Genomic DNA, 20,694 nt, shown 5'->3' with positions numbered 1-20,694 from the left:
AGGCGATCACAATGTCCACCTACTCGCTAAGATCAGGCAGGTTCGGGTTCGCGACGTTGTTTGGCGTGGGTTGGTGAGTAACCGCTCCACTTTTTGAAGGCTTTTGAGAAGTTAGCAACACTTGAATAACCAAGGCGTTCCGCTGCTTGGCTAACGTTGCAGATACGCTGATTTAGCCAATAGTGTGCCTGCTCCAAACGCAGATCTGCGAGTAATTGCTGGTAGTGCGTCCCCGCTTCTTGCAAGCGGCGCTTGCAGGTACGCTCGGTTAAGCTTAACTGTGCAGCCAAGTCGGCAAGTGGGGGTGGCTCGCGCAGATTGTTGCGCAGAATATTGGCGGCTTTTTGCGCAATCAACTGTGATGAGCGTAAGTTAGCACCTTTCCTGCCAAAACTAATGACGTCAGTTGGTAACGGTTCGCCCAATAGTGCCGAAGGAATACGCATTGCTAAATAGGGGGCGTTGTACGTCACTCTGAGGGGAGCATATAGCGGATATTGATCAGCATATTCAGGCTCTGGGTACGGTAAAAATATGGAAATCTGTTCATGGGTGCCAGCGATAAATGCGAAACCTAAGGTATATCCATAAGCCAACAACAACTCTGATAAACCCTGGGACGGTATCGGGTCAATTGACGATAGCCATAAAAATTCGCAATGACTGGTCATGCCATCATCAAGAATTTTAAGAGAGAAAGGGCGTTCAGGTGTGCTAATCAACGTCTGCATTTTATCTAACAACTGTTTTAGGTTGTCAGTTTGTGCGGTTGTCTGCATTCCTAAGATTTGACCGTATTCTAAAAATAGTGTCGGGTAGTTATCGACCAACTGACTATTCTCAAGTACTGAGACAACGTGAAGTAGCGCCGGTGTATCGTGAATATTGCCGACGGAGCCGTTGAGCGTCGGTGTCGTCTTTTTCATATCCTTCCGGATCACAAGGCGGCGCAGCGTCTGCAGTGTTTCCGTATGTGGTTTAAGAGAATGCATGATTGGTCTAGTTATATCGTGTGGTGAGAACCTAGACTTTAATACGGGTTACTTGTAGATCAATGTTTAATTACGCAATGATTTGAAGTTGTTTGGCTTAATCTGACCCTAAAATGGCCGAAACGGCCACGGATTGGGGGGGGTTGTAGATAAAAGTATCAATATAGACATTTAAAAATAGAATTAGTCATTTTGCGACCATTAAATTATTAGTCGCTATGTATCTTATTTTCGTCACAAAATGTTACATATTTTTTTGGCGTCAAAAACACAACGACCTAGGAGGTCGCTGTGTTAGACGCAGCGCGCTCTGTAACCAAGTTGGGTGTAAATAAACTGACGATTGTCCAACCAGCACTGGGCTTAAATTCACGCCCAATTACACAGATTTGAACCTTGCCTTCTGGTGTAATAGCGAATAAGGGAATGGCTCCCTTGCCATTAATATCGATAAATTTCTCGAAGCCAAATTCTTTGGTTAGCCGAGTTGAGTGCATCTCGCCACCTTGGGAAAGTAAGCTTGAAAACTTACTATAGGTCATAGTGTCAGTAAATAAGCGTTGACCTCGGTGTTCCTCACCGTGTTGGTGTTTCTCACTAAGCTTCGCCTCGGAGGTTGTTTGTAATGCATAAATATTGTGCGTTCCAAACTCAGAGCCAAAACGCATCCCCGCAACTGTATTGTTGCTGCGTTCTGGAGAGAGTGCTAACAGCTTCCCAATGCCGACCAGATCAAGTCGCTGCTCAGCGTATTCTGAAACGGGATTGCCGAAGAAGGTTTCAAGGCCTTTCATGCGCGCGGCGCGAATATTTTCCCAGTTTGAGTCGCTAAGCAGTACCCGCACGTTGTGCTTTTTTAATTCGCTGGCAACAGCGCGTGCAACAGTATTTGCGCCAACAATTAAGAAGCCGTTGGGCGGTGGCTCATTTACGCCAAGCCAGCGTGCCAGAAATCCAGCGGTTGCGCTTTGCAGAACGACTGTGCCAAAAATTACACTAAAAGTAAGAGGGACTAATATCAAAGCACCTTCTTCTCCAGCCTGCTCTAACTTAATCGCGAAAAGGGCAGATACCGCGGCGGCAACTATTCCACGTGGTGCAATCCAAGATAGTAGTGCCTTTTCCTGCCACTTTAGTGTGCTACCCGCGGACGAAATAAGAACCGATAATGGGCGAGCGACAAACTGCATGATCGCCAGCAAAATCAGTGGGGTCCATCCTAACGCAATAATATCGTCGAGGGTCAGACGAGCCGCTAAAATAATGAAGAGTCCCGAGATTAGAACGACCGTTAGATTTTCTTTGAAGTTGAGGATTTCAGCCATGCGAATATCTTTTTGATTTGCTAGCCACATTCCCATCAAGGTCACGGCCAGTAAGCCAGATTCATGTGCTAAGGCGTTGGCAACGCCGAAGACAACAAAGACTAGCGACAGCGTGGCCAGATTTTCTAAGTAGTCTGGCACCCAATGGCGCTTCAATATGGCCGATAGTAACCAGCCGCCGGCAAGGCCCATGATACTGCCTGCGGCGATGATCTCGACGAAAGCGAGTAGGCCACTAGTCAAGCCTAAAGCTTGTCCTTGTGCCACCATAAATTCGTACACAACAACCACGAGTAATGCGCCGATCGGATCAATAAGAATACCTTCCCAGCGCAAAATATTACCGATAGAGGCATTGGGTCGCACGGTACGAAGCATAGGTACAATGACGGTTGGGCCAGTAACGACTGTGAGTGCGCCAAATAGCACACTTAAAGACCAGCTTAATTCAAATAAGTAATGGGTAGCTGCAGCGATGACCCCCCACGTGACTAAAGCGCCAATGGTGATTAATCGTTGTACGACGTTTTTTTGCGCTCGAATCTCGGCGAAATCCAGGGTTAAACTGCCTTCAAATAAGATGATGGCTACCGATAGCGATATCAGCGGAAATAGTAAGTCGCCAAAGAGTGGATCGGGATCAAACCATCCCGTTAGAGGCCCTACGATAAGTCCAGAAGCGAGTAAAAAGAGAATGGCTGGAAGCTTCACACGCCACGCTAGCCACTGACAAGCAAATGCCAATATGGCGATGAAGGCGAACGCTAAAATTGTAGAATCCATGAAGGAGGGATATTCCGATGACGAAAGTAACCTCCATCATAGCGAGCTGAGTGGCCAACAGAAACCTTTCGTCGCGAGTTAGTCTGCGAGCTTGATGGTTGGGCGAAAATAGTAGGGTTGCAGTAGGCCTTTTGGCACCGGAGGGACCGGACTAACTGATAGTGCTGCTCGTCGCGCCCATTCGTCCGTGCGCACATCGCCACTGCTAATGATGATTTCGACCCCAGTAATGACCCGGGAATAGTTGATTTCGAGCTGCAGGCGAACATCGCCAATAATACCCGGCGGGTGGGCTGGAAGTTTCCTCATAAGATGCGCCATTAATTCCTTGTAATAAGCACGCTCAACCGGATCAGTGATTACGTCCTCGTCACCGCGAATTTCAAGTGAAGCACTGTTTGTCGCAGACTCGGGATTGCTGGCGATACTCGCGTCTTCCGCTGGTTTTGCTTCAGTGGGTGGTACTGTTGTTGGCGCTGGTTGGGATGGGGTAATGGCATTGGTTAGTGATTGCAGTGTGCTCGGTGCCTCAGTTTCTTGTTGCGGTTCTTGGTCGCTCAGACGTGCGGATTTGGCGGCGCGAGGTTGATTAGCTGCCACAACAGGCTTACTCGCTTGCGTTTTACTTGGGGTACTGGCTGCCGGTGCTGTATTGGGCTGTGCGGTTTTTTTGGGTTGTGTGGCTGAGGCTGGCGTTGCGGCTACCGCTGCGCGGCTAGCGTCTTGCGCCGTCGGTGCATCCGCTAGACTGCTGTTACCAGAATCTCCGCGTTGATCTTGACTGTCGTTACGTTTAGCTACTGTAGTTTGGATAGTGGCATTGATAATAGTGTGTGGTCGTTCATATTGAATTTCAGTGCGCGCCGAGATGAAGAGTGCAGTATGCAAAATAATGGATAGCATTAGGGCCCAAAGCATAGAGCAAGGAAGGTATTTGTTGGTGTGATTTCCATTCAACGGGCGCATCATCAAAACAGTAATAACCTACAAGCTAGCATCATGAGTAAACAGGGTTTCTTCTAAGATTAACCCAATTATTATTGGGCGCGATTTATCTGGTAGTGGCGGTATGATTAGCCAGATACGCAATGTATGATAGCCACTCTGCCTTATATTGCAGGGTATCTGCAAATTATAACAATCCACATGGAGTCATTAAAATGAGCGTATTGGTAGGTAAGCTAGCCCCAGATTTCACCGTTCCGGCCGTATTGGGTAACGGTTCTATTGTTGAAGAGTTCAACTTATACGATGCCATTAAAGGAAAATACGCGGTTGTGTTCTTTTATCCATTGGACTTCACCTTTGTATGTCCGTCAGAGCTAATTGCTCTTGATAAGCGCATGGATAAATTTACTGAAATGGGGGTTGAGGTCATTTCTGTTTCTATCGATTCTCACTTTACTCATAATGCGTGGCGTAACACGCCAGTAAATAACGGCGGTATCGGTGCTGTTAAATACACTATGGCAGCAGACATTGATCATGGCATCTGCAAGGCATACGACGTTGAAACAATGGGCGGTGTTGCTTTGCGCGGTGCATTTATCATCGACAAAGAATGTGTTGTACGTGCTCAAAACATCAACGATTTACCATTAGGTCGTAATATTGATGAATTGATTCGTTTGGTTGATGCGCTGCAATTCCACGAAGAACATGGTGAAGTATGTCCAGCCGGTTGGAATAAAGGCGATAAAGGTATGAATGCTTCCCCAGAAGGTGTTGCCAAGTATTTGTCTGAGTCCGCTGAAGTTTTGTAATTTGCTTGTGCAACTCGGATAAAAAAACCCGCATTTGCGGGTTTTTTTATAACAAGAAGTTAAGAATCAATGCGGTTCTTTTAATACCCGCGCATCAAATCCAGCTTCAGATAATATGTAGGCTGCAGCCTCTGCTCGATTGCCTCCAGCTACGATGTAAATGAACGCAGGCTCCAATTCTTTCAAGCGATCGCGCAATTTAGCCAAAGGTATATTGCGTGCTCGTAACATAGGATCGGCAGCGTATTCCTCCTCGTGGCGCACGTCTAATACGACGGTGCCGGTATCGCCTTCTTCCACGAGTTTTTCTATTTGTTTCGCCGTGATAAAGGTCACCACTGGTTGGCGCAGCAGAGCATCAAAATGCTCTTTCGCTAGACGCATAAGAACCCCATCGCTGCTCATGGTGATGGTGGCGTTACGAGGAAGTGAACTGACGAGTGCGTCTTCGCCAAACAGATTGCCATGCGTCAAGGCCGCTAATGTCTGAACTTTCTCGCCATCAGAGCGAGTCACTAGTGCTCTGCCATGCTTGATAACGTAGCAATGTTCTCCTGGTTCACCTTGACGGATGATTTCTTCTCCAAGTTTTACTGGTACTTCTTCGAACCGCGATAGCAGCTTCTGAATATTGCCTGCAGGAATGCGATTAAACAGTTCTGAGGTAACCAAGCGTTCAAGCCAGTCGCTTTCATCATCGTCCGTATCGCCTGATTGGCGGATATCTGTGCGTAATTCGGCCCAAGTCGAAATCAAATCTAGGTGAGCACGCTTAACCGATACAAAATCACATTGGCTAGTGGTTATACCTGCATAGCGGTGGATGTGATGCGTGCTGTCGAGCGCCATGAAGTTGTCGTCGTCTTGTGCATCGATATTGGTCACATTGAAGTGTTCATCCGCAAGATCTATGGTGCCTTGCAGCAGAAAGTGGCACTCCTCGTCGGCTTCGCCGCGTTTAAAGACGATCTTGCCTTTGTCGAGGGAATGGATGCGAAAGTGCGGCAAAAGCCCGTCGATGATGTCTTCTGACCATTCATCAAAGGGGATAAAGCGCTGCAATTGTTGGCTCAGCGTAGTGTCCATGGAATTTGGGAATTTGACTCAAACTGTTGTCGATGCCTTTGACTATAGCAAAAGCTGTTACGTTCCGTCAGTTTAGTGGCCAAACAGGGTAATTGCTGACGGTTTTGTCAACGATATTGCATCTAGTATTGACCGGAAAAGATACTCAGGTATGATTTCTTAGACATGTGTTCAATAGAATGAAAGGCCCAAGCCTACACTATTGAGGTATGGCTTACTTAAAAATAATAAATTGAGGTCTTTCATGGATCAAAAGGTAAGTGCGGGCAACCGCACGCTATACCAGTGGCTAGCGGCTTTACCTGCATTTCTCGTTCTGGTCTTCGTTATAACGCTTAATTCCAGCCACACCATGCATGCACAGTTGTTGCAGCTTGGCGAGGTGATCTGGGAAGGATATTTTCAATTACGCGAAAACCCGGTTGAACCAAGTTGCGACGTCAATATGGATGTCGAGGTGGCGACTCAACGCTTGATTGCTGAGCGTAACGCCATACCAGAAGATGATGGCTTTTCTTTATTTGAGCCAGACCCTGTCAATCCTGTCGCTATTCGTCAGTCATTGGAAGCGGTAAAGAGCCAGTGTCAGGAAAAGTTTGATCAGTACATTGCTACAAAAGATCGGATAACGACTGGCGTGCAGATTTTCCGTTCTATTGAAAAAGGCATCGCTGAGTTTGGTAGTGCCGGGATGTCTGTTGAGCGCATTATGCTCGCCGTTCTCGTCTTGATATGTGGTGGTACGGCATTAGTCACACGTCATCATATTGCTCTGCGGCCTACCGTGACGGCGATGGATTATCGCGTGTCCGCAGGTGCTCAGTTTATTGCTTTCTGCATTCTGTTTTATTCCGTTTATAGCTTTAAGGTAATCGCCTTTTCGGCTGGTGTTGAAGTCACCACTGAACATGCGGCGCTGCACTGGATTTGGATATTCGGTTTTGCTACGCCAATTCTCATTACCTTGTATCAGATGGTTGTGGTTCCTGAAGATGCAGAACCGGGCGGCAGCTTTCTAAAGGCGCAACTGGCGATTCCACTCTATGCAAATATGGCGATTATATCCGGTGCCTACTTTTTCTCGGTGAGTCATCCTTCCGGTATTGCTATCTATCTGAATCAAATGATGGAGCTGTCGCAGTTATTTTTGAACGTTGGCTTATACGTTTGGGTCGGTATGCTGCTTAAACGTACCGAGATGGCGCAAAAAATATTTAATATCTTCCGCCCATTCAATCTTCCCCCTGAAATGCTAGCGGTTGCCGTTGTGGCTATGGCGGCTATTCCAACAGCCTATACCGGCGGTTCGGGGATCTTTGTTATCGCGGTCGGTGGCTTGATCTTTATGGAGCTACGCCGCGCAGGTGCTCGTCGTCAGTTAGCGCTTGCAGCGACGGCTATGTCTGGTTCGCTCGGTGTAGTTTTGCGTCCTTGTTTGCTTGTGGTGATCGTCGCGGCACTTAACAACGAAGTAACAACCGATCAGTTGTTCGGCTGGGGGGTGAAAGTTTTCTTCCTGACCACATTCTTGTTTGCTGTTTTTGCCTTGATAACACGTAAAGCGCCACATGAATACCGCAAGCCAACGGGTGACGTTTGGCCTGAATTTCTGGCTGCATTGAAGCCTTTGATTCCTTATGTGATTTTGATCGCCGTCACGCTAGGCGCCTATGCTTTATTGTTGAATGCGTATATCGATGAATTCTCAGCTCCAATTATTCTGCCAGTATTGCTTTTAGTTATTCTGTTTTACGAGCGTTTGACTCAAGAGAAAGATGTTCTCAAGCGCGAGAATATGAACATTGATTACATCGAAGAGCGCGTAGGAGCTTCCTTGAGCGACCTTAAAACCGGTCGTGATTCGATGGAGAAAATCGTGCGCGAAGCGACTACAGAAGCAACAGGTCATATCGGTGCTTTGCTGATGCTGATGGGGATGACCATGGGGATTGGTGGTGTTATCGACCGCGCCGAAATCATGCTGCTATTACCTGCTGAATTTAGCTCAATCTGGATGGCGATGGCCCTGCTAGTTGGTATGTTGGTCTTTATCGGCATGATCATGGATCCATACGGTGCGGTTGTGCTGGTAACCGCCACGATTGCGGATATCGCCTATAAAAACGGTATCGATCCGGTCCACTTCTGGATGGTGACTCTGGTTGCCTTCGAACTTGGCTATTTAAGTCCGCCGGTGGCACTGAATCATCTGTTAACGCGACAGGTGGTTGGCGAACGTGAGTTCGAATTGGCGAAAGAAGAGACCGTCGGCGAGAATTTCTGGTATCGCAATGAGCGGATTCTTCTACCGCTGGTAACGATGGCTACCGCACTCTTGATCGTTGCGTTTGTACCATTGGCGATTGGTTACGATTAAAGCTAGAGATGCGCTCTAACATAGGGCGCTTGATATATCTTTGCGATGCGGACTCCTCTGTAAAAAGAGGGGGCCGTATTGTTTTGGCGCTGCAAGGAAATTAAAGCGTTTTTAAATCAGTCGGCCAATGCAGATGCGCAGCCACTGCGCTGAGTTGTTCTTCTTGGCTGGCATCGATTCCTGCAAATCTAGGTACTGTGCCTAGGTGCTCGACATTCTGGCGCTGAAACCACTGAGTTAAGTATTCTAAATTATCCTGTTGTGCATCCATATCAGCGTGCAGGCAGTTCGCTACCCATCCCGCTAATGGTAAACCACTGGCTTGTATAGCTTGTGCGCTTAGCTGTGCATGGTTGATGCAACCCAAGCGCATACCAACCACCAAAATAATGGGCAGTTTTAATGCGCAAGCAAAGTCTGCCAAGGTTTCTGTATCGTTGAGTGGGACTAACCAACCACCGGCACCCTCTATTATTTGTCGGTCGGCTTCTATTTCTAACGCGGGCTGACAGGCCGTAAGAAGTGAGCTAACGCTCAATGCTATGCCCTCGCGTTGTGCCGCTATGTGCGGTGCAATAGCGGCTTCTAAGGCGATGGGATTGTGCACTGGATAGGTCGCCGTGGTGGTGCTGTACTGGCGTAACAGACGGGCATCGCTGTTTTGCCATTCACCGTTCATGTACTCGCAACCAGCTGCCACTGGTTTCAAACCAAAGGTACTGAAACCTAGTTGCCGTGCATTCAATAAGAGTGCGCTGCTGATCAGGGTTTTACCGGCATCGGTATCGGTGCCAGTTAAGAAATAACGTAGCATGGTTATGCTCCTGCGCGGGCGATGAGCCAAATCACTTCGTAGCTGAGTGGGAGTGTGCCGTCGGCGTTACGGGGGTAATGCTTATCGAGCTGTGTCAGCGCAGCACGACCGCCTAAGCCTACGCGGCGCCCTGGATTTACGTTAGTTGCCCCTATGGCCTTTAGTCCGCGCAGTAGCTCAGGTAGTGATCCATAGTATTCTTGTAAACAGGATTGGGCCTCATGCAACAAGATGAAGCCATTATTCTGTAACGCCAGTTTTAACGTATTGGTATCGGCAAAGCGATTCACGTGAGGCTGATTATCAATCGCTTGCCAAGCTTGACGTAATTCACGTTGAGTGCCGGGAATTAAGGTGGCGATTGCTAGTAAGCCGTTAGGCTTTAAAACTCGTGACCACTCTCGCAGAGTGGAATTTGGATCTTCACTCCATTGCAGCATTAAGCTGGAAAACACGCCGTCTTGGCTGTTGCTATTAATTGGTAGGTCATCAGCATCGGCCTGTAATAAGGTCACTTGATTGGGCAATAGGCCTTTACGTTGGGCGGCTTGTTCGAGCATGCCGTTAGCCAAATCGATACCACTGATATGCTCAGCACCCAGCGCCAATAAAGAAGGTAACGCGGCGCCTGTGCCGCAACCAATGTCTAGCCAATGACCACTGATTTCACCGATTTGCTCCAGTAAGCGACTTACTGTGCGTTGCTGAATACTTGCTGCTTGATCATAGCTGTGGGCTGCACGACTGAACTGCTGGGCAACGAGCTGTTTATTGCGTGTTGTTTTAGTGTTTTGGGCGAGTGGCTTTAAGGCGGCTAATAATTCATCCCGACCTTCAGCCCTCAGAAAAAAGGCATGACTAGAGCTACAAGATTGCTGGCTTGGCATTAAACCGTGCGGATTTAACGCATCATCGTTGCCGTACCAATGTTGTTGCGGTGGTTTGGCATTTTGTGTGTCTAGCTGATAATCACCCAGCCACGCCAAGCTGTGAGTCAATTCATCGGAAGCTTCTTCCGCAGGTAATTGATGCTCAGCTAGCGCACGCAGGATGGCTTTCGCATCGGCACTACCTTGGCTACACAAACCGAGAAAACGGCGAGCCGTTTTGGCGGGCGCTTGATTAAATTGATGGCAAAAGTCTTCGAACTGCGCTGCAGGCATACCACCTTGTTGTTCGGGTGCTTGCGCAAACTGAGCACCCGTTGCCAAGGTAATAACCGAACGAGCGTTAGATGTTGCGGATGCCGCCATCGCTAGTGCTCCACCGAGTGACCAGCCAATCCAAATAGCGTTCTCGGGCGCTTGCGCCGCCAGTGTTTGAGCTTGTTCAGTGAACGTGGCAGTCGTGCTGTGAATATTGGCGCCCCAATGTCGTCCCGGCAGTTGCTGATACAGCTCAGCAAATACCGTGGGGGCAAAGCTCCAGCCCGGAAGCCAACACCAATCAATGGAGGTTGTACTGGGGTTCTCGTGTAGTTTAGTCCAGAGCTCTTTGTTGGCTGTCATAGCACCTGCTCAGATGCGCGGGGCAAGGTGTTATCGTTCTGCCATATCGCCGATAATGCATCTAACAGTCGTTTCACATCATCTTCACTATGCGCAGCGCTAAGTGTCACGCGTAAACGAGCACTGCCTTCAGCAACCGTCGGTGGACGAATCGCGCTGACCCACAAGCCACGAGTGCGTAACTCATTACTTACTGAGATTGCTTTGGCGGATTCGCCAATCAACAGTGGCTGAATGGGTGATTGTGAGTCCATTAGGGGCAAGTGCATTTGCTCTGCGCCGCTGCGGAATTGCTGGATGCGCGCATTCAGTTGCTGGCGGCGGGTGTTGTCTTGCAACCGCTCCAGATTGCCCAGCATAGCTTCAGCAACGGCCGGTGGTAGCGCGGTGGTATAAATGTACGGGCGGGCAAATTGAATTAGGTAATCAATCAGATCGTTAGAGCCAGCAACAAAAGCGCCATAGCCGCCCAGTGCTTTACCTAAGGTGCCGACATACACAGGCAATTGTTGCGTGGTTAAGCCGAAATGTTCGCGAACGCCACCGCCGTTTTCGCCAAGTACGCCAAAGCCATGGGCATCGTCGATCATCAGCAGCGAGCCCGTTTGCTCGCACAAACGACTGAGTTGCGGCACATCCGCAAGATCACCATCCATGCTAAATAAGCTATCGCTCACTACGAGTGTTTCGCCGCGGGCATCGTCCTTGTTCAATAAGTCCGCAAGATGTTCATAATCCGCATGGCGAAAGCGTTGCAAGTCGGCGCGGCTAAGAATGGCGCCGTCCAGCAATGAAGCATGATTGAGCTTATCTTGAATCACCCGATCACCACGTTGTGCTAGCGCGCTAATCGCGCCGATATTAGCCATATAGCCGGTTGAAAACAGAAGCGCGCGTGGATAGCCCGTTAGCTCAGCTAGCGCATCTTCTAGGTCATGATGAGCTTGGCTATGGCCACACACTAAATGCGAAGCGCCACTGCCGAATTGCCACCGTCGGGCGGCGGCGGCTAAATCTTCTCCGCCGGTCGCGGCTAAGCCTAGATAATCATTGCTGCAAAAGTTAACTAATGTCTCGCCGTTGCAATCAACATGAGCATCTTGTGGTGAACTCAATACATTGCGTTGCCGCCAAAGATGTTGGTCGCGACGTTGTTGCAGTTTTGAATGTAGTCGGTGTTGCCAGCTCATGAATGACTCAACAGGGTGACTCGACAGTTGGGAAGGCCTTTATCATAATGGGCGCGGATAATTGGTCAACTACACCAGAGACTTTAGGTTTACTACGGCGGTTGGTTTGCTACTAGGTTTGGTTTTTCTAGTGGGTTAATGCAGAAATTAGGAGTAACGCATGACATCGAACGGTTTAGACCTCGCTTTTGATCGCGAGCACATTTGGCATCCCTACAGTTCGATGACTCAACCAGCGACTATTTGGCCCGTGGTCGGTGCTAAGGGAGTGCGTCTACAACTTGAAGATGGTCGAGAGCTGATTGATGGCATGGCCTCTTGGTGGTGTGCCGTGCATGGTTACAATCATCCAGTATTAAATACCGCAGTCACCGAGCAATTGCAGAGCATGAGCCATGTTATGTTCGGCGGTTTAACTCATGAACCGGCGATTGAATTGGCTAAGCGGCTGGTGGCCCTAACACCGAATGGATTGGATAAAGTCTTTATTGCGGATTCTGGATCGGTGTCGGTTGAGGTCGCGATTAAAATGGCCATTCAATATCAGCATGCGCGTGGTAAGCCCAATAAGAATCGCTTGTTGGCATTGGAGCGCGGCTATCATGGCGATACCTTAGGGGCCATGTCTCTGTGTGATCCTAAGCGCGGTATGCATCACTTATTTGCGGGTATTTTACCGCAGCAATTTTTTGCAGCAGCGCCGCAGACCCGATTCACCGACGACTGGAACCCTGCCGATATCGAGCCACTGCGCGCGCAATTAGCTGAGAACCATGAGCAAATTGCGGCGTTGATTTTAGAGCCGATAGTGCAAGGCGCGGGGGGTATGCGCTTTTACCACCCAGAGTATTTACGCCAAGCGCGTGCCTTGTGCGATGAGTTTGATGTGCTCTTAATTGCCGATGAAATTGCCACTGGCTTTGGTCGCACAGGTAAATTGTTCGCATGTGAATACGCCGATATTTCGCCCGATATTATGTGCGTCGGTAAAGCCATTACCGGTGGTTATATGACCTTGGCAGCAACCTTAACCACGCGCCATGTAGCAGAAACCATTAGCCAAGGTGAAGCCGGCTGCTTTATGCACGGCCCAACCTTTATGGGTAATCCGCTCGCGTGTCGGGTTGCCTGTGCCAGTTTGGATTTGCTATTGAGTAGCGATTGGCAGGTGCAAGTGCAGCGGATTGAAACAGAATTAGAGCGCGGCTTGGCCCCAGCGCGAGCGTTTGCGGCTGTGGCTGATGTGCGTGTGTTGGGTGCTATTGGAGTGGTAGAGCTGCGTGAACCGGTTGATATGAAAGTGCTGCAACCAGCCTGCGTCGAGCGTGGAATATGGGTGCGGCCATTTGGCAATAATGTTTATGTGATGCCGCCGTTTATTATGAATAACGAAGACTTGGCGACCCTGACGGGTGCTATCGTTGATGTGATTGGTGCGACTTGTTAGTAGCCACTCACAAGTCGTCATTCTATGCATTTAAGCGAAGTTAAAGCAGTGGGCTTTCTGCAGAGACCGGATCGTCTGTAGGGGTGTTTTTTTCTTCGCTTTGCGTTTTTTCGCGCACTTTTGCCTGAGTTTGCGATACACCTGCGGTAAGGGCAAAACGCATAGCATCCTCAATTGACCAGTCGACGTAAGTTAAGCGCTCTTGCGCTACAAATAGTGTGTATCCACCCACCATATAGCTCATAGGAAGATACACAGCCACGAGCTGACTTTGTGGGTTGGCGGCTTTGACCGGGGCTGGAACCGAGGTACTGGTGATAAATCCGATCACTTGACCTTGGCCTGCCATATCAAGCAGCACCACTTGTTGCGCCTTAGGCTTTTCGCCATCAAACATGTCGGCGAAATCTTTCACTGCGCCGTATAGCGTTTTTACTAGTGGAAAACGCAATAAAGCATCTTCTACGTACTGATACAGCCAAGTAACCGGATTGAATTGAAATAATAAGCCGGTTCCGAGCAGGGTGATCAGCATAATGAGTAAACCGCTACCAGGAAATGCGATCGCTTCTAGGTGGAGTACGTTCAGAACAGACAACCCAAGCTCATTTAACCAGCTCAGCGCAGACCACACCATCCATAAAGTAATGAGCAGAGGGAAGATCACAACAGAGCCTTTGATTAAAGCCTTCATCAGGTAGCGCATTTTAAAAATTCCTTTGATATCAATTGCTTGAGATTAGATTGTGGATCTATGTTGTGGCTTCAATTCAGTGCGGTCGCGTTGAGTCTTGAGTAATTTGCCGCGGCGCCGAAGGGTCTGTATTTGTGGCGAATAGTAGCGCCTTTAAACGCCAAACCAGAAGGTTTTTCGTTAACTTCGTCATGATGAAATCAAATCTGCGAAGTGCATATTCAAAATGATTAGTTAGTAATCACTTCATAGTACAAAAATGTCTAAAGCCGTTTGTTAGTGGGCGCTAACTTCACAGTTTACTTTAAGTATGCCGCGCAGGCCGACAGAAGCGCTTAGGTTTTCTCTCCCACTTTCCCCCACATTGCCGCAAATGGTCGCTAAGTCCTTGTGCTACTTAACAAAAATCCCTGTAAGACGATTGGTTCTTACCTTGCAAAAGGCTGTTTTGCTTCCTATAGTGTCGCAAAGTGGAAAAATGTGGGTAATAGTGGGAATTGGCTAGGTTAGTGATTACCCACTTAATAAAGGAATAAGGCATGTTTCGGGGGCTACATTCGATCAATCTGGACGCCAAAGGGCGACTAGCGATCCCGACTAAGTATCGGGAACCGCTGTCGACGCTTTGTGGTGCCCGTTTGGTAGCCACTATTGATACCGAAGAACGCTGCTTGTTGGTTTACCCAATCAACGAGTGGGAAGTGATTCAGGCCAAGATCGAAGCCCTTCCAAGTTTTAATCCTGCAGCTCGTCGTATTCAGCGCTTATTGATCGGTCACGCGACCGATCTAGAGCTTGATGGCAGTGGTCGCGTGTTATTACCACCCTCGCTGCGTGAGTACGCCGAGCTAGATAAAGAAATTGTGTTGGTTGGACAAGGCAAAAAACTGGAGTTGTGGAGCAAATCAATGTGGGAAGGCCGCCGTGATGAGTATCTCGACATGGTGAGTCAGTCCGATCAATTGCCTGAAGAACTAATGAGTATTTCTCTATGAACCTGACAGAGCTGGCCCATACCACGGTACTGCTGCACGAAACCGTTGATGGTTGCGTCGTCGATCCTGATGGCATCTATGTAGATGGCACCTTTGGGCGCGGGGGGCATAGCCGGTTGTTGTTAAGCAAACTATCGCCTAAGGGCCGGTTAATTGGCTTCGATAAAGATCCTTTGGCAATCGCAAGCGGAAAAGAATTAGCGGCTGAAGACAGCCGCTTTCACATTGTGCAGGCCAGTTTTGCTGATATGACAACCGAGTTGTTGGCACTGGGCTATCCGCAAGTGAATGGCATCTTGTTAGACCTAGGCGTTTCTTCTCCACAATTGGATGACGCCGAGCGTGGCTTTAGCTTTATGCGTGATGGCCCGTTGGATATGCGTATGAATCCAGATGCTGGTATGAGTGCCGCAGAATGGGTTGCTACGACCAGCGAGGAAGAAATTGCCCGCGTATTAAAAGTGTATGGCGAAGAACGTTTTGGCAAACGCATGGCGCGCGCAATTATTAATGCTCGTGCAGAAGCGCCAATTACTCGTACCGCCGTACTTGCCGAATTGATTAAAGAAGCAAACCCAGCTTGGGAAAAACATAAGCATCCAGCTACACGCGCATTTCAAGCTATTCGAATTGCGGTGAATAACGAACTGGGTGACTTAGAAGATGTGCTGGCAAGAAGCGTTGATTTATTAAAACCCGGCGGTCGTTTGTCGGTTATTAGTTTTCACTCGTTAGAAGATCGCATGGTTAAGCGTTTTATTCGCGCCCAAGAAAAAGGTAATGAACCACCTCCGGGTGTGCCGTTAACCGAAGATCAGTTAGGCCGAACGATGAAGCGTATAGGCAAAGCGTTTATGCCAGGGCGTGAAGAAATTGAACGTAATCCGCGTGCGCGTAGTGCGGTATTGCGAGTGGCTGAGCGCCTTGCATGAATGCGTTACAAGGAACCCTGTGGGGTTTTGTGGTGGTCTCTGCGTTAGTGCAAATAGCGCAGGTTCAGCACCATCGCGATTTATTACAGGTGTGGCAGGCGGCCGATAAACAACGCTATTTGTTGTTGCAAGAACATACGCGTTTGGTGCTTGAAAAAAGCACATTATTGGCGAATGGTAGGGTAGATCAGTTGGCAAGAAAGCGACTGAATATGAAAGATCCAGAGCAAGTACAGGTGTTGTCAGAATGACAGAAACATCGCTAGAACCACAGGAAAACAGCATTGTTCGCTGGCGTTTTACGCTAGTGCTAGCGGTGTTCGGCCTGTTGTTAGCGGTGGTGCTTGGTCGCTTGGTTATATTACACACTGTAGATCAGCCATTTTTGTTTGAACAAGGCGAAAAGCGCACGGTACGTGAGGAAGTTCAACCGGCTAGTCGCGGCATGATTACGGATCGTTTTGGTACACCGCTAGCTGTCAGTACGCCAGTAGTGACACTTTGGTTAAATCCTCAACAAGTTAATATCCAGCAGTTACCAGCCGTTGCTAAGGATTTGGATATTCCAGCGCATACTTTGGTAAAAAGCGTTGAGCGTGCTGCATCACAAGGACGTTCATTCATTTATTTGAAGCGTCAGGTGGAGCCTGATGTTGCCGAGAAAGTTTTGGCCCGCCGTGTTGCTGGTGTTTACGGTGATGAAGATTTTCGTCGTTTTTACCCGGCAGCAGAAATTACTGCGCATACGGTCGGTATTGTTAATATTGATGGAAAAGGTCAAGAAGGTCTGGAATTAGCATTCGACGATTATCTGCGCGGACATGACGGCGAGCGCAAAGTCGTTAAAGATTTATACGGTAACGTTATTAAGCAATTAGAAGTTAATGCCGTCGCAGAAAATGGCCCAGATATGGCTTTGACCATTGATTTGCGTTTGCAGTATTTAGCATATCGCGAATTAAAAGCCGCCGTGCAGCAGCATCATGCTAAATCAGGTAGTGCCGTTATTGTTGATGCGCACACAGGTGAAGTATTAGCCCTTGTCAGTCAGCCATCGTACAACCCTAATAATCGAGCAACGTTAAAGCCCGAAGATATGCGTAATAGAGCCATCGCCGATTTAATCGAACCCGGTTCTACCATGAAGCCTTTCACTGTTGCAGCGGCCCTAAATTCCGGCCGCTTTTTTCCATCTACTCAGATTGATACGTCACCGGGTTATGTACGCGTAAAAAATAAAACCATTCGTGATCACCGTGATTACGGCGTGCTAGATATTACTGGCATTATTACTAAATCCAGTAACGTTGGTGTTACCTATTTAGCCCATAAATTAGGTGCCGAAGTTATTTGGGATTTCTTTACTAAGGCGGGTATAGGTCAGCCGGGCGTTTTGGGTTTTCCGGGTGAGGCTGTCGGCGTTTTACCTTATCCAGAACAGTTAGATTCCTTGCGGTTGGCAACGGCATCGTTCGGGTATGGTTTGGCTGTCTCGCCATTGCAACTGGCGCAGTCATACACCGCTTTTGCTGGTGGATGCCGTCAGTCTGTACGGTTAATTATGCGCGATGAAGATAAACCAGCTTGTGAACCTGTGATGTCGGCAAAAGTATCCCGTCAAATTCTCGATATGTTAGAGACAGTAACAAGCGACAAAGGTACTGGCAGTCGCGCTCGCGTTGAGGGTTATCGCGTTGGCGGTAAAACAGGTACAGCTCATAAAGTAGGGCGTGGTGGTTACGAAGATTCTGCATACACTGCTGTTTTTGCCGGTATCGCACCGATTTCGGACCCTGATTTAGTATTAGTGGTTGTTATTGATGAACCTCAGGGGCAGGAATATTACGGTGGTGAAGTTGCTGCGCCGGTATTCTCTCGCATCATGGGTCAGGCTTTACGGTTACGTCAGGTTGCTCCTGATATTCCAAGTAAAAATACCTTACAAATGGCAGGAGGTGGAGCATGAAGCTCAGTGCAATCGCTGCGCCGCATTTGTTTATTCCTCCTGAGTGGGATCGCGACATTAACCATATCGTGACGGATAGTCGTGATGTTAAATCGGGTGATTTATTTATCGCTCGTGTTGGTCGTGATAATCATGGCGAGCGTTTTATTGAGACCGCTATTCAAGCCGGAGCCAGCGCTGTTGTTGCTTTGGGTGAGCCTGGTTTTCGTTGTGGATTATTAGGTGTTCCGATTTTTTCGACACCGGATTTGTTAGATCATCTAAGTGATTGGTTGCATCGTGTCTATGCAGGAATATCTCAACTTGATTTGACCGCTGTTACTGGCACTAACGGTAAAAGCTCTGTTACGCAATATATTGCTCAGCTACTGATAAAAATGAAAATAGAGTGTGGTTTGTTGGGGACTTTAGGTAATGGCATTTGGCCCAATTTAGCTGAAACTCGCAATACAACCGCCGATTTATCTGTGGTACTTCGTCATTTAAATGATATGGCGGAGCAATCGGTAAAATACGCCGCGCTAGAAGTCTCTTCGCATGGAATAGATCAGCGCCGCATTGACGGAATATATTTTAAAGTAGCGGTGCTGACTAATTTGACCCGTGACCATTTAGATTATCATGGTTCTATGGAAGCTTATTTTGAAGCAAAGCGTCGCCTATTTGTTGGCGGAAATATTGGTGCTGCACTGATTAATGTTGATGATGGTTATGGACGCCGATTAGCGGTGGATAAAGACATCACTGTACCAGTATTTACCTATGGCCGTAGTGATAAGGCAGAAGTGCGTTATCACAATGTCGAGTTAAACGCTCGCGGTATGACGGCAACGCTAACCACGCCTTGGGGCGAAGCCGATATTGTTTTGCCATTAATTGGCGAATTTAATTTGGCTAATGCAACGGCGGCAATTGCTGTATTGGCTATTCAAGGTTTCCCTTTTGAATCCCTAGTTGCTGCAGCTTCAACACTACAGTCTGTCGCCGGTCGCATGGAAGTATACGTAAAAGATAATGCGCCCCTAGCGATAGTGGATTTTGCTCACACGCCAGATGCACTAGATAACGTCTTAAATGCTTTAAAGCCATGGAATAAAGCTATTTCTTTGGTGTTTGGTTGTGGTGGTGAACGCGATCGAACCAAGCGCCCAATCATGGCTGTTATAGCTCAAGCACACGCTGATCAAGTTTGGTTGACCGACGATAATCCTCGCGGTGAAAACAGCGATCAAATTTTTTCTGATGTATTAGCGGCTGATGGCTCGGATAATTTTTATTGTATTCATGATCGCCGCAAGGCTATCGAAGATGCACTAGAAAAGACAGATAAAGACAGCATTGTGGTAATTACTGGTAAGGGACACGAAGCTTATCAGGAGGTGTCTGGAACTCGTCATGCCTATAGCGATGCTGGCGTATTAATAGCTCAGGGTTATAGAAAAGCAGGAGAAGATTATGTTGCGTAATATGACTCTTGCTCAAGTTGCCGATGTTGTAGATGGCGAGCTACTTCAACCAGAATTTGCCGATGTTTTGATATCGTCGGTATCTACTGATACGCGCTCTCTTATAGACGGTGCTTTATATATTCCATTGTCTGGTGACAATTTTAATGGCCATCATTTTATGGCTCAGGCAGAAAATGAAGGCGCGGTTGCTGCTTTGGCGAGCGAGGATGTTGCAACATCACTGCCGCTTATTCGTGTTGACGACACTTTATTGGCGTTAGGTCGTATTGCTGGCTGGCAGCGCGATCAATTTTCTGGGGTGGTGATCGCGGTCACCGGAAGTGCCGGAAAAACCAGTGTGAAGCAATTAACTGCAAGCGTTTTGACGCAAGCATTCAATACATGGATGACCCAAGGCAACTTGAATAATCACATCGGTGCACCGTTAACGTTGCTGGCGCTTAAGCCAGAACATGAAGCGGCGATGATTGAATTAGGTGCTAGTGGTCGTGGCGAAATTGCTTACACGGCTCAATTTGTTAAACCGCTAGTTGGCATTATTACCAACGCGGTTCCGGCTCATATTGAAGGTTTCGGCAGCTTGCAAGGTATTGTCGAAACAAAAGGCGAGTTGCTTGATTTTATTCAACCGAATGGTACCGCTGTATTAAACGCCGATGACGCTAACTTCGCTCAATGGCAACAACGCGCTGCCCATTTGCAGCAATTAACCTTTGGTTTTTCTGAATTGGCAGACGTCCGCGCCATTAATATTCGTTGCTCATTAGAGGGGAGTGAGTTTGATGTTTTGTGTGACGGCCAAACCGTAGCGATCAAATTACCTTTGTTGGGCGAACACAATGTACGTAACGCGCTTGCTGTTATAGCCGCAACGCATGCTGCAGGCTTGTCATGGGATCACATTGTTAAAGGTTTACAAGCTTCAGTAACCGTAAAGGGGCGTTTACAACCTTGCCGTGGTGCTGCAGGTCAACTGATTTTAAATGATGCCTACAATGCTAATCCTACTGCATTTAAAGCGGCCATTGATGTCTTAAAAGGGACGGAAAATAGCTGGGTAGTGATGGGCGATATGGGGGAGCTAGGTAGTGATGAGATTGCCGCCCATATCGACGTTGGTACATATGCAAAAACATCCGGTATCGAACATTTTGTAGCAACAGGCCCATTGAGTCGTAACGCTGCAACTGCATTTGGCGAATCTGCGCATTGGTTTGAGGACAAACCTGCATTGATTCGTTTTTTACAACAACACACCCAAAAGCAAGATGTATTGCTAATTAAGGGATCGCGCTACACCGGTATGGATCAGGTCGTTGCTGCGTTGCAAAACGGGAATGAGGAAATTTAATT

The 20,694-nt window shown here is 48.0% G+C and carries 17 protein-coding genes; 9 read left to right on the top strand and 8 right to left on the bottom strand.

Annotated elements, in window-relative coordinates; all coding sequences use genetic code 11:
- Positions 1-32: 32 nt before the first annotated feature.
- From UXZ23_RS06835 to UXZ23_RS06825, 3 genes are all read right to left on the bottom strand, one after another.
- The gene (locus UXZ23_RS06835) at positions 33-926 is read right to left on the bottom strand and encodes a helix-turn-helix transcriptional regulator (RefSeq protein ID WP_320819870.1); all 894 of its coding nucleotides are present in this window, start codon (positions 924-926) and stop codon (positions 33-35) included.
- A gap of 344 nt (positions 927-1,270) precedes the next feature.
- Positions 1,271-3,100 carry a sodium:proton antiporter gene (locus tag UXZ23_RS06830; protein WP_320819869.1) on the bottom strand — a complete coding sequence of 610 codons (1,830 nt, stop codon included), beginning with the start codon at positions 3,098-3,100 and terminating at the stop codon, positions 1,271-1,273.
- Positions 3,101-3,178: 78 nt separating this feature from the next.
- Positions 3,179-4,003, bottom strand: a complete 825-nt coding sequence (locus UXZ23_RS06825) for a hypothetical protein (RefSeq protein ID WP_320819868.1) — start codon at positions 4,001-4,003, stop codon at positions 3,179-3,181.
- A gap of 257 nt (positions 4,004-4,260) precedes the next feature.
- On the opposite strand from UXZ23_RS06825, the gene UXZ23_RS06820 reads away from it, so the two are divergent.
- Entirely contained in the window at positions 4,261-4,863 is a 603-nt protein-coding gene (locus UXZ23_RS06820; RefSeq protein ID WP_320819867.1) for a peroxiredoxin, read from the top strand.
- A gap of 66 nt (positions 4,864-4,929) precedes the next feature.
- Here UXZ23_RS06820 and UXZ23_RS06815 read toward each other — a convergent pair whose 3' ends face one another.
- Positions 4,930-5,949, bottom strand: a complete 1,020-nt coding sequence (locus UXZ23_RS06815; protein ID WP_320819866.1) for a cyclic nucleotide-binding domain-containing protein — start codon at positions 5,947-5,949, stop codon at positions 4,930-4,932.
- 244 nt (positions 5,950-6,193) lie between these two features.
- Here UXZ23_RS06815 and UXZ23_RS06810 point away from each other — a divergent pair, with 244 nt between their 5' ends.
- The gene (locus tag UXZ23_RS06810; RefSeq protein WP_320819865.1) at positions 6,194-8,326 is read left to right on the top strand and encodes a TRAP transporter large permease subunit; all 2,133 of its coding nucleotides are present in this window, start codon (positions 6,194-6,196) and stop codon (positions 8,324-8,326) included.
- A 100-nt stretch (positions 8,327-8,426) separates the two neighbouring features.
- Here UXZ23_RS06810 and bioD read toward each other — a convergent pair whose 3' ends face one another.
- The 3 genes from bioD to bioF are packed head-to-tail and all read right to left on the bottom strand — an operon-like array spanning position 8,427 to position 11,838.
- The gene (bioD, locus tag UXZ23_RS06805; protein WP_320819864.1) at positions 8,427-9,140 is read right to left on the bottom strand and encodes a dethiobiotin synthase; all 714 of its coding nucleotides are present in this window, start codon (positions 9,138-9,140) and stop codon (positions 8,427-8,429) included.
- A 2-nt stretch (positions 9,141-9,142) separates the two neighbouring features.
- The gene (bioC, locus tag UXZ23_RS06800) at positions 9,143-10,648 is read right to left on the bottom strand and encodes a malonyl-ACP O-methyltransferase BioC (protein ID WP_320819863.1); all 1,506 of its coding nucleotides are present in this window, start codon (positions 10,646-10,648) and stop codon (positions 9,143-9,145) included.
- Complete coding sequence (gene bioF / locus UXZ23_RS06795) at positions 10,645-11,838, bottom strand: 8-amino-7-oxononanoate synthase (protein ID WP_320819862.1); 1,194 nt, start codon at positions 11,836-11,838, stop codon at positions 10,645-10,647. Before bioF ends, bioC begins: the two co-directional genes overlap by 4 nt.
- A 160-nt stretch (positions 11,839-11,998) precedes the next feature.
- On the opposite strand from bioF, the gene bioA reads away from it, so the two are divergent.
- Positions 11,999-13,285 carry an adenosylmethionine--8-amino-7-oxononanoate transaminase gene (bioA, locus tag UXZ23_RS06790; RefSeq protein WP_320819861.1) on the top strand — a complete coding sequence of 429 codons (1,287 nt, stop codon included), beginning with the start codon at positions 11,999-12,001 and terminating at the stop codon, positions 13,283-13,285.
- Positions 13,286-13,325: 40 nt separating this feature from the next.
- Here the strand turns inward: bioA and UXZ23_RS06785 are convergent, their stop codons facing one another.
- Complete coding sequence (locus UXZ23_RS06785) at positions 13,326-13,991, bottom strand: DUF502 domain-containing protein (protein WP_320819860.1); 666 nt, start codon at positions 13,989-13,991, stop codon at positions 13,326-13,328.
- A gap of 527 nt (positions 13,992-14,518) precedes the next feature.
- On the opposite strand from UXZ23_RS06785, the gene mraZ reads away from it, so the two are divergent.
- Genes mraZ through UXZ23_RS06755 form a run of 6 tightly spaced genes read left to right on the top strand, consistent with a single transcriptional unit; the run spans position 14,519 to position 20,692 of the window.
- Entirely contained in the window at positions 14,519-14,974 is a 456-nt protein-coding gene (gene mraZ / locus UXZ23_RS06780) for a division/cell wall cluster transcriptional repressor MraZ (protein WP_277288933.1), read from the top strand.
- Positions 14,971-15,906, top strand: coding sequence for a 16S rRNA (cytosine(1402)-N(4))-methyltransferase RsmH (gene rsmH / locus UXZ23_RS06775; protein ID WP_320819859.1), 936 nt, complete (start codon positions 14,971-14,973; stop codon positions 15,904-15,906). Before mraZ ends, rsmH begins: the two co-directional genes overlap by 4 nt.
- The gene (locus UXZ23_RS06770) at positions 15,903-16,157 is read left to right on the top strand and encodes a cell division protein FtsL (RefSeq protein ID WP_320819858.1); all 255 of its coding nucleotides are present in this window, start codon (positions 15,903-15,905) and stop codon (positions 16,155-16,157) included. The genes rsmH and UXZ23_RS06770 overlap by 4 nt, the downstream gene beginning before the upstream one ends.
- A complete protein-coding gene (locus UXZ23_RS06765) occupies positions 16,154-17,872 on the top strand; it encodes a penicillin-binding protein 2 (protein ID WP_320819857.1) in 1,719 nt (572 codons plus the stop codon). Before UXZ23_RS06770 ends, UXZ23_RS06765 begins: the two co-directional genes overlap by 4 nt.
- Positions 17,869-19,338 (top strand): UDP-N-acetylmuramoyl-L-alanyl-D-glutamate--2,6-diaminopimelate ligase, encoded by a 1,470-nt coding sequence (locus UXZ23_RS06760; RefSeq protein WP_320819856.1) that lies wholly within the window; start codon positions 17,869-17,871, stop codon positions 19,336-19,338. The genes UXZ23_RS06765 and UXZ23_RS06760 overlap by 4 nt, the downstream gene beginning before the upstream one ends.
- Entirely contained in the window at positions 19,328-20,692 is a 1,365-nt protein-coding gene (locus tag UXZ23_RS06755; RefSeq protein WP_320819855.1) for a UDP-N-acetylmuramoyl-tripeptide--D-alanyl-D-alanine ligase, read from the top strand. The genes UXZ23_RS06760 and UXZ23_RS06755 overlap by 11 nt, the downstream gene beginning before the upstream one ends.
- Positions 20,693-20,694: the final 2 nt, after the last annotated feature.

The sequence above is a fragment of the Thalassolituus sp. genome (assembly GCF_034111725.1).
GTDB lineage: Bacteria > Pseudomonadota > Gammaproteobacteria > Pseudomonadales > Oceanobacteraceae > Thalassolituus.
This window is presented reverse-complemented; position numbering and strand designations above follow the sequence as displayed.

What these genes read in the sequence shown, in the direction of transcription:
- UXZ23_RS06825 (WP_320819868.1), bottom strand. Translation starts at nt 4,003, where the DNA reads ATGCTATCCATTATTTTGCATACTGCACTCTTCATCTCGGCGCGCACT.
- bioC (WP_320819863.1), bottom strand. Translation starts at nt 10,648, where the DNA reads ATGACAGCCAACAAAGAGCTCTGGACTAAACTACACGAGAACCCCAGT.
- bioA (WP_320819861.1), top strand. Translation starts at nt 11,999, where the DNA reads ATGACATCGAACGGTTTAGACCTCGCTTTTGATCGCGAGCACATTTGG.
- bioF (WP_320819862.1), bottom strand. Translation starts at nt 11,838, where the DNA reads ATGAGCTGGCAACACCGACTACATTCAAAACTGCAACAACGTCGCGAC.
- UXZ23_RS06815 (WP_320819866.1), bottom strand. Translation starts at nt 5,949, where the DNA reads ATGGACACTACGCTGAGCCAACAATTGCAGCGCTTTATCCCCTTTGAT.
- UXZ23_RS06770 (WP_320819858.1), top strand. Translation starts at nt 15,903, where the DNA reads ATGAATGCGTTACAAGGAACCCTGTGGGGTTTTGTGGTGGTCTCTGCG.
- UXZ23_RS06820 (WP_320819867.1), top strand. Translation starts at nt 4,261, where the DNA reads ATGAGCGTATTGGTAGGTAAGCTAGCCCCAGATTTCACCGTTCCGGCC.
- UXZ23_RS06830 (WP_320819869.1), bottom strand. Translation starts at nt 3,100, where the DNA reads ATGGATTCTACAATTTTAGCGTTCGCCTTCATCGCCATATTGGCATTT.
- UXZ23_RS06835 (WP_320819870.1), bottom strand. Translation starts at nt 926, where the DNA reads ATGAAAAAGACGACACCGACGCTCAACGGCTCCGTCGGCAATATTCAC.
- UXZ23_RS06810 (WP_320819865.1), top strand. Translation starts at nt 6,194, where the DNA reads ATGGATCAAAAGGTAAGTGCGGGCAACCGCACGCTATACCAGTGGCTA.
- UXZ23_RS06760 (WP_320819856.1), top strand. Translation starts at nt 17,869, where the DNA reads ATGAAGCTCAGTGCAATCGCTGCGCCGCATTTGTTTATTCCTCCTGAG.
- UXZ23_RS06765 (WP_320819857.1), top strand. Translation starts at nt 16,154, where the DNA reads ATGACAGAAACATCGCTAGAACCACAGGAAAACAGCATTGTTCGCTGG.
- rsmH (WP_320819859.1), top strand. Translation starts at nt 14,971, where the DNA reads ATGAACCTGACAGAGCTGGCCCATACCACGGTACTGCTGCACGAAACC.
- UXZ23_RS06785 (WP_320819860.1), bottom strand. Translation starts at nt 13,991, where the DNA reads ATGCGCTACCTGATGAAGGCTTTAATCAAAGGCTCTGTTGTGATCTTC.
- bioD (WP_320819864.1), bottom strand. Translation starts at nt 9,140, where the DNA reads ATGCTACGTTATTTCTTAACTGGCACCGATACCGATGCCGGTAAAACC.
- mraZ (WP_277288933.1), top strand. Translation starts at nt 14,519, where the DNA reads ATGTTTCGGGGGCTACATTCGATCAATCTGGACGCCAAAGGGCGACTA.
- UXZ23_RS06755 (WP_320819855.1), top strand. Translation starts at nt 19,328, where the DNA reads ATGTTGCGTAATATGACTCTTGCTCAAGTTGCCGATGTTGTAGATGGC.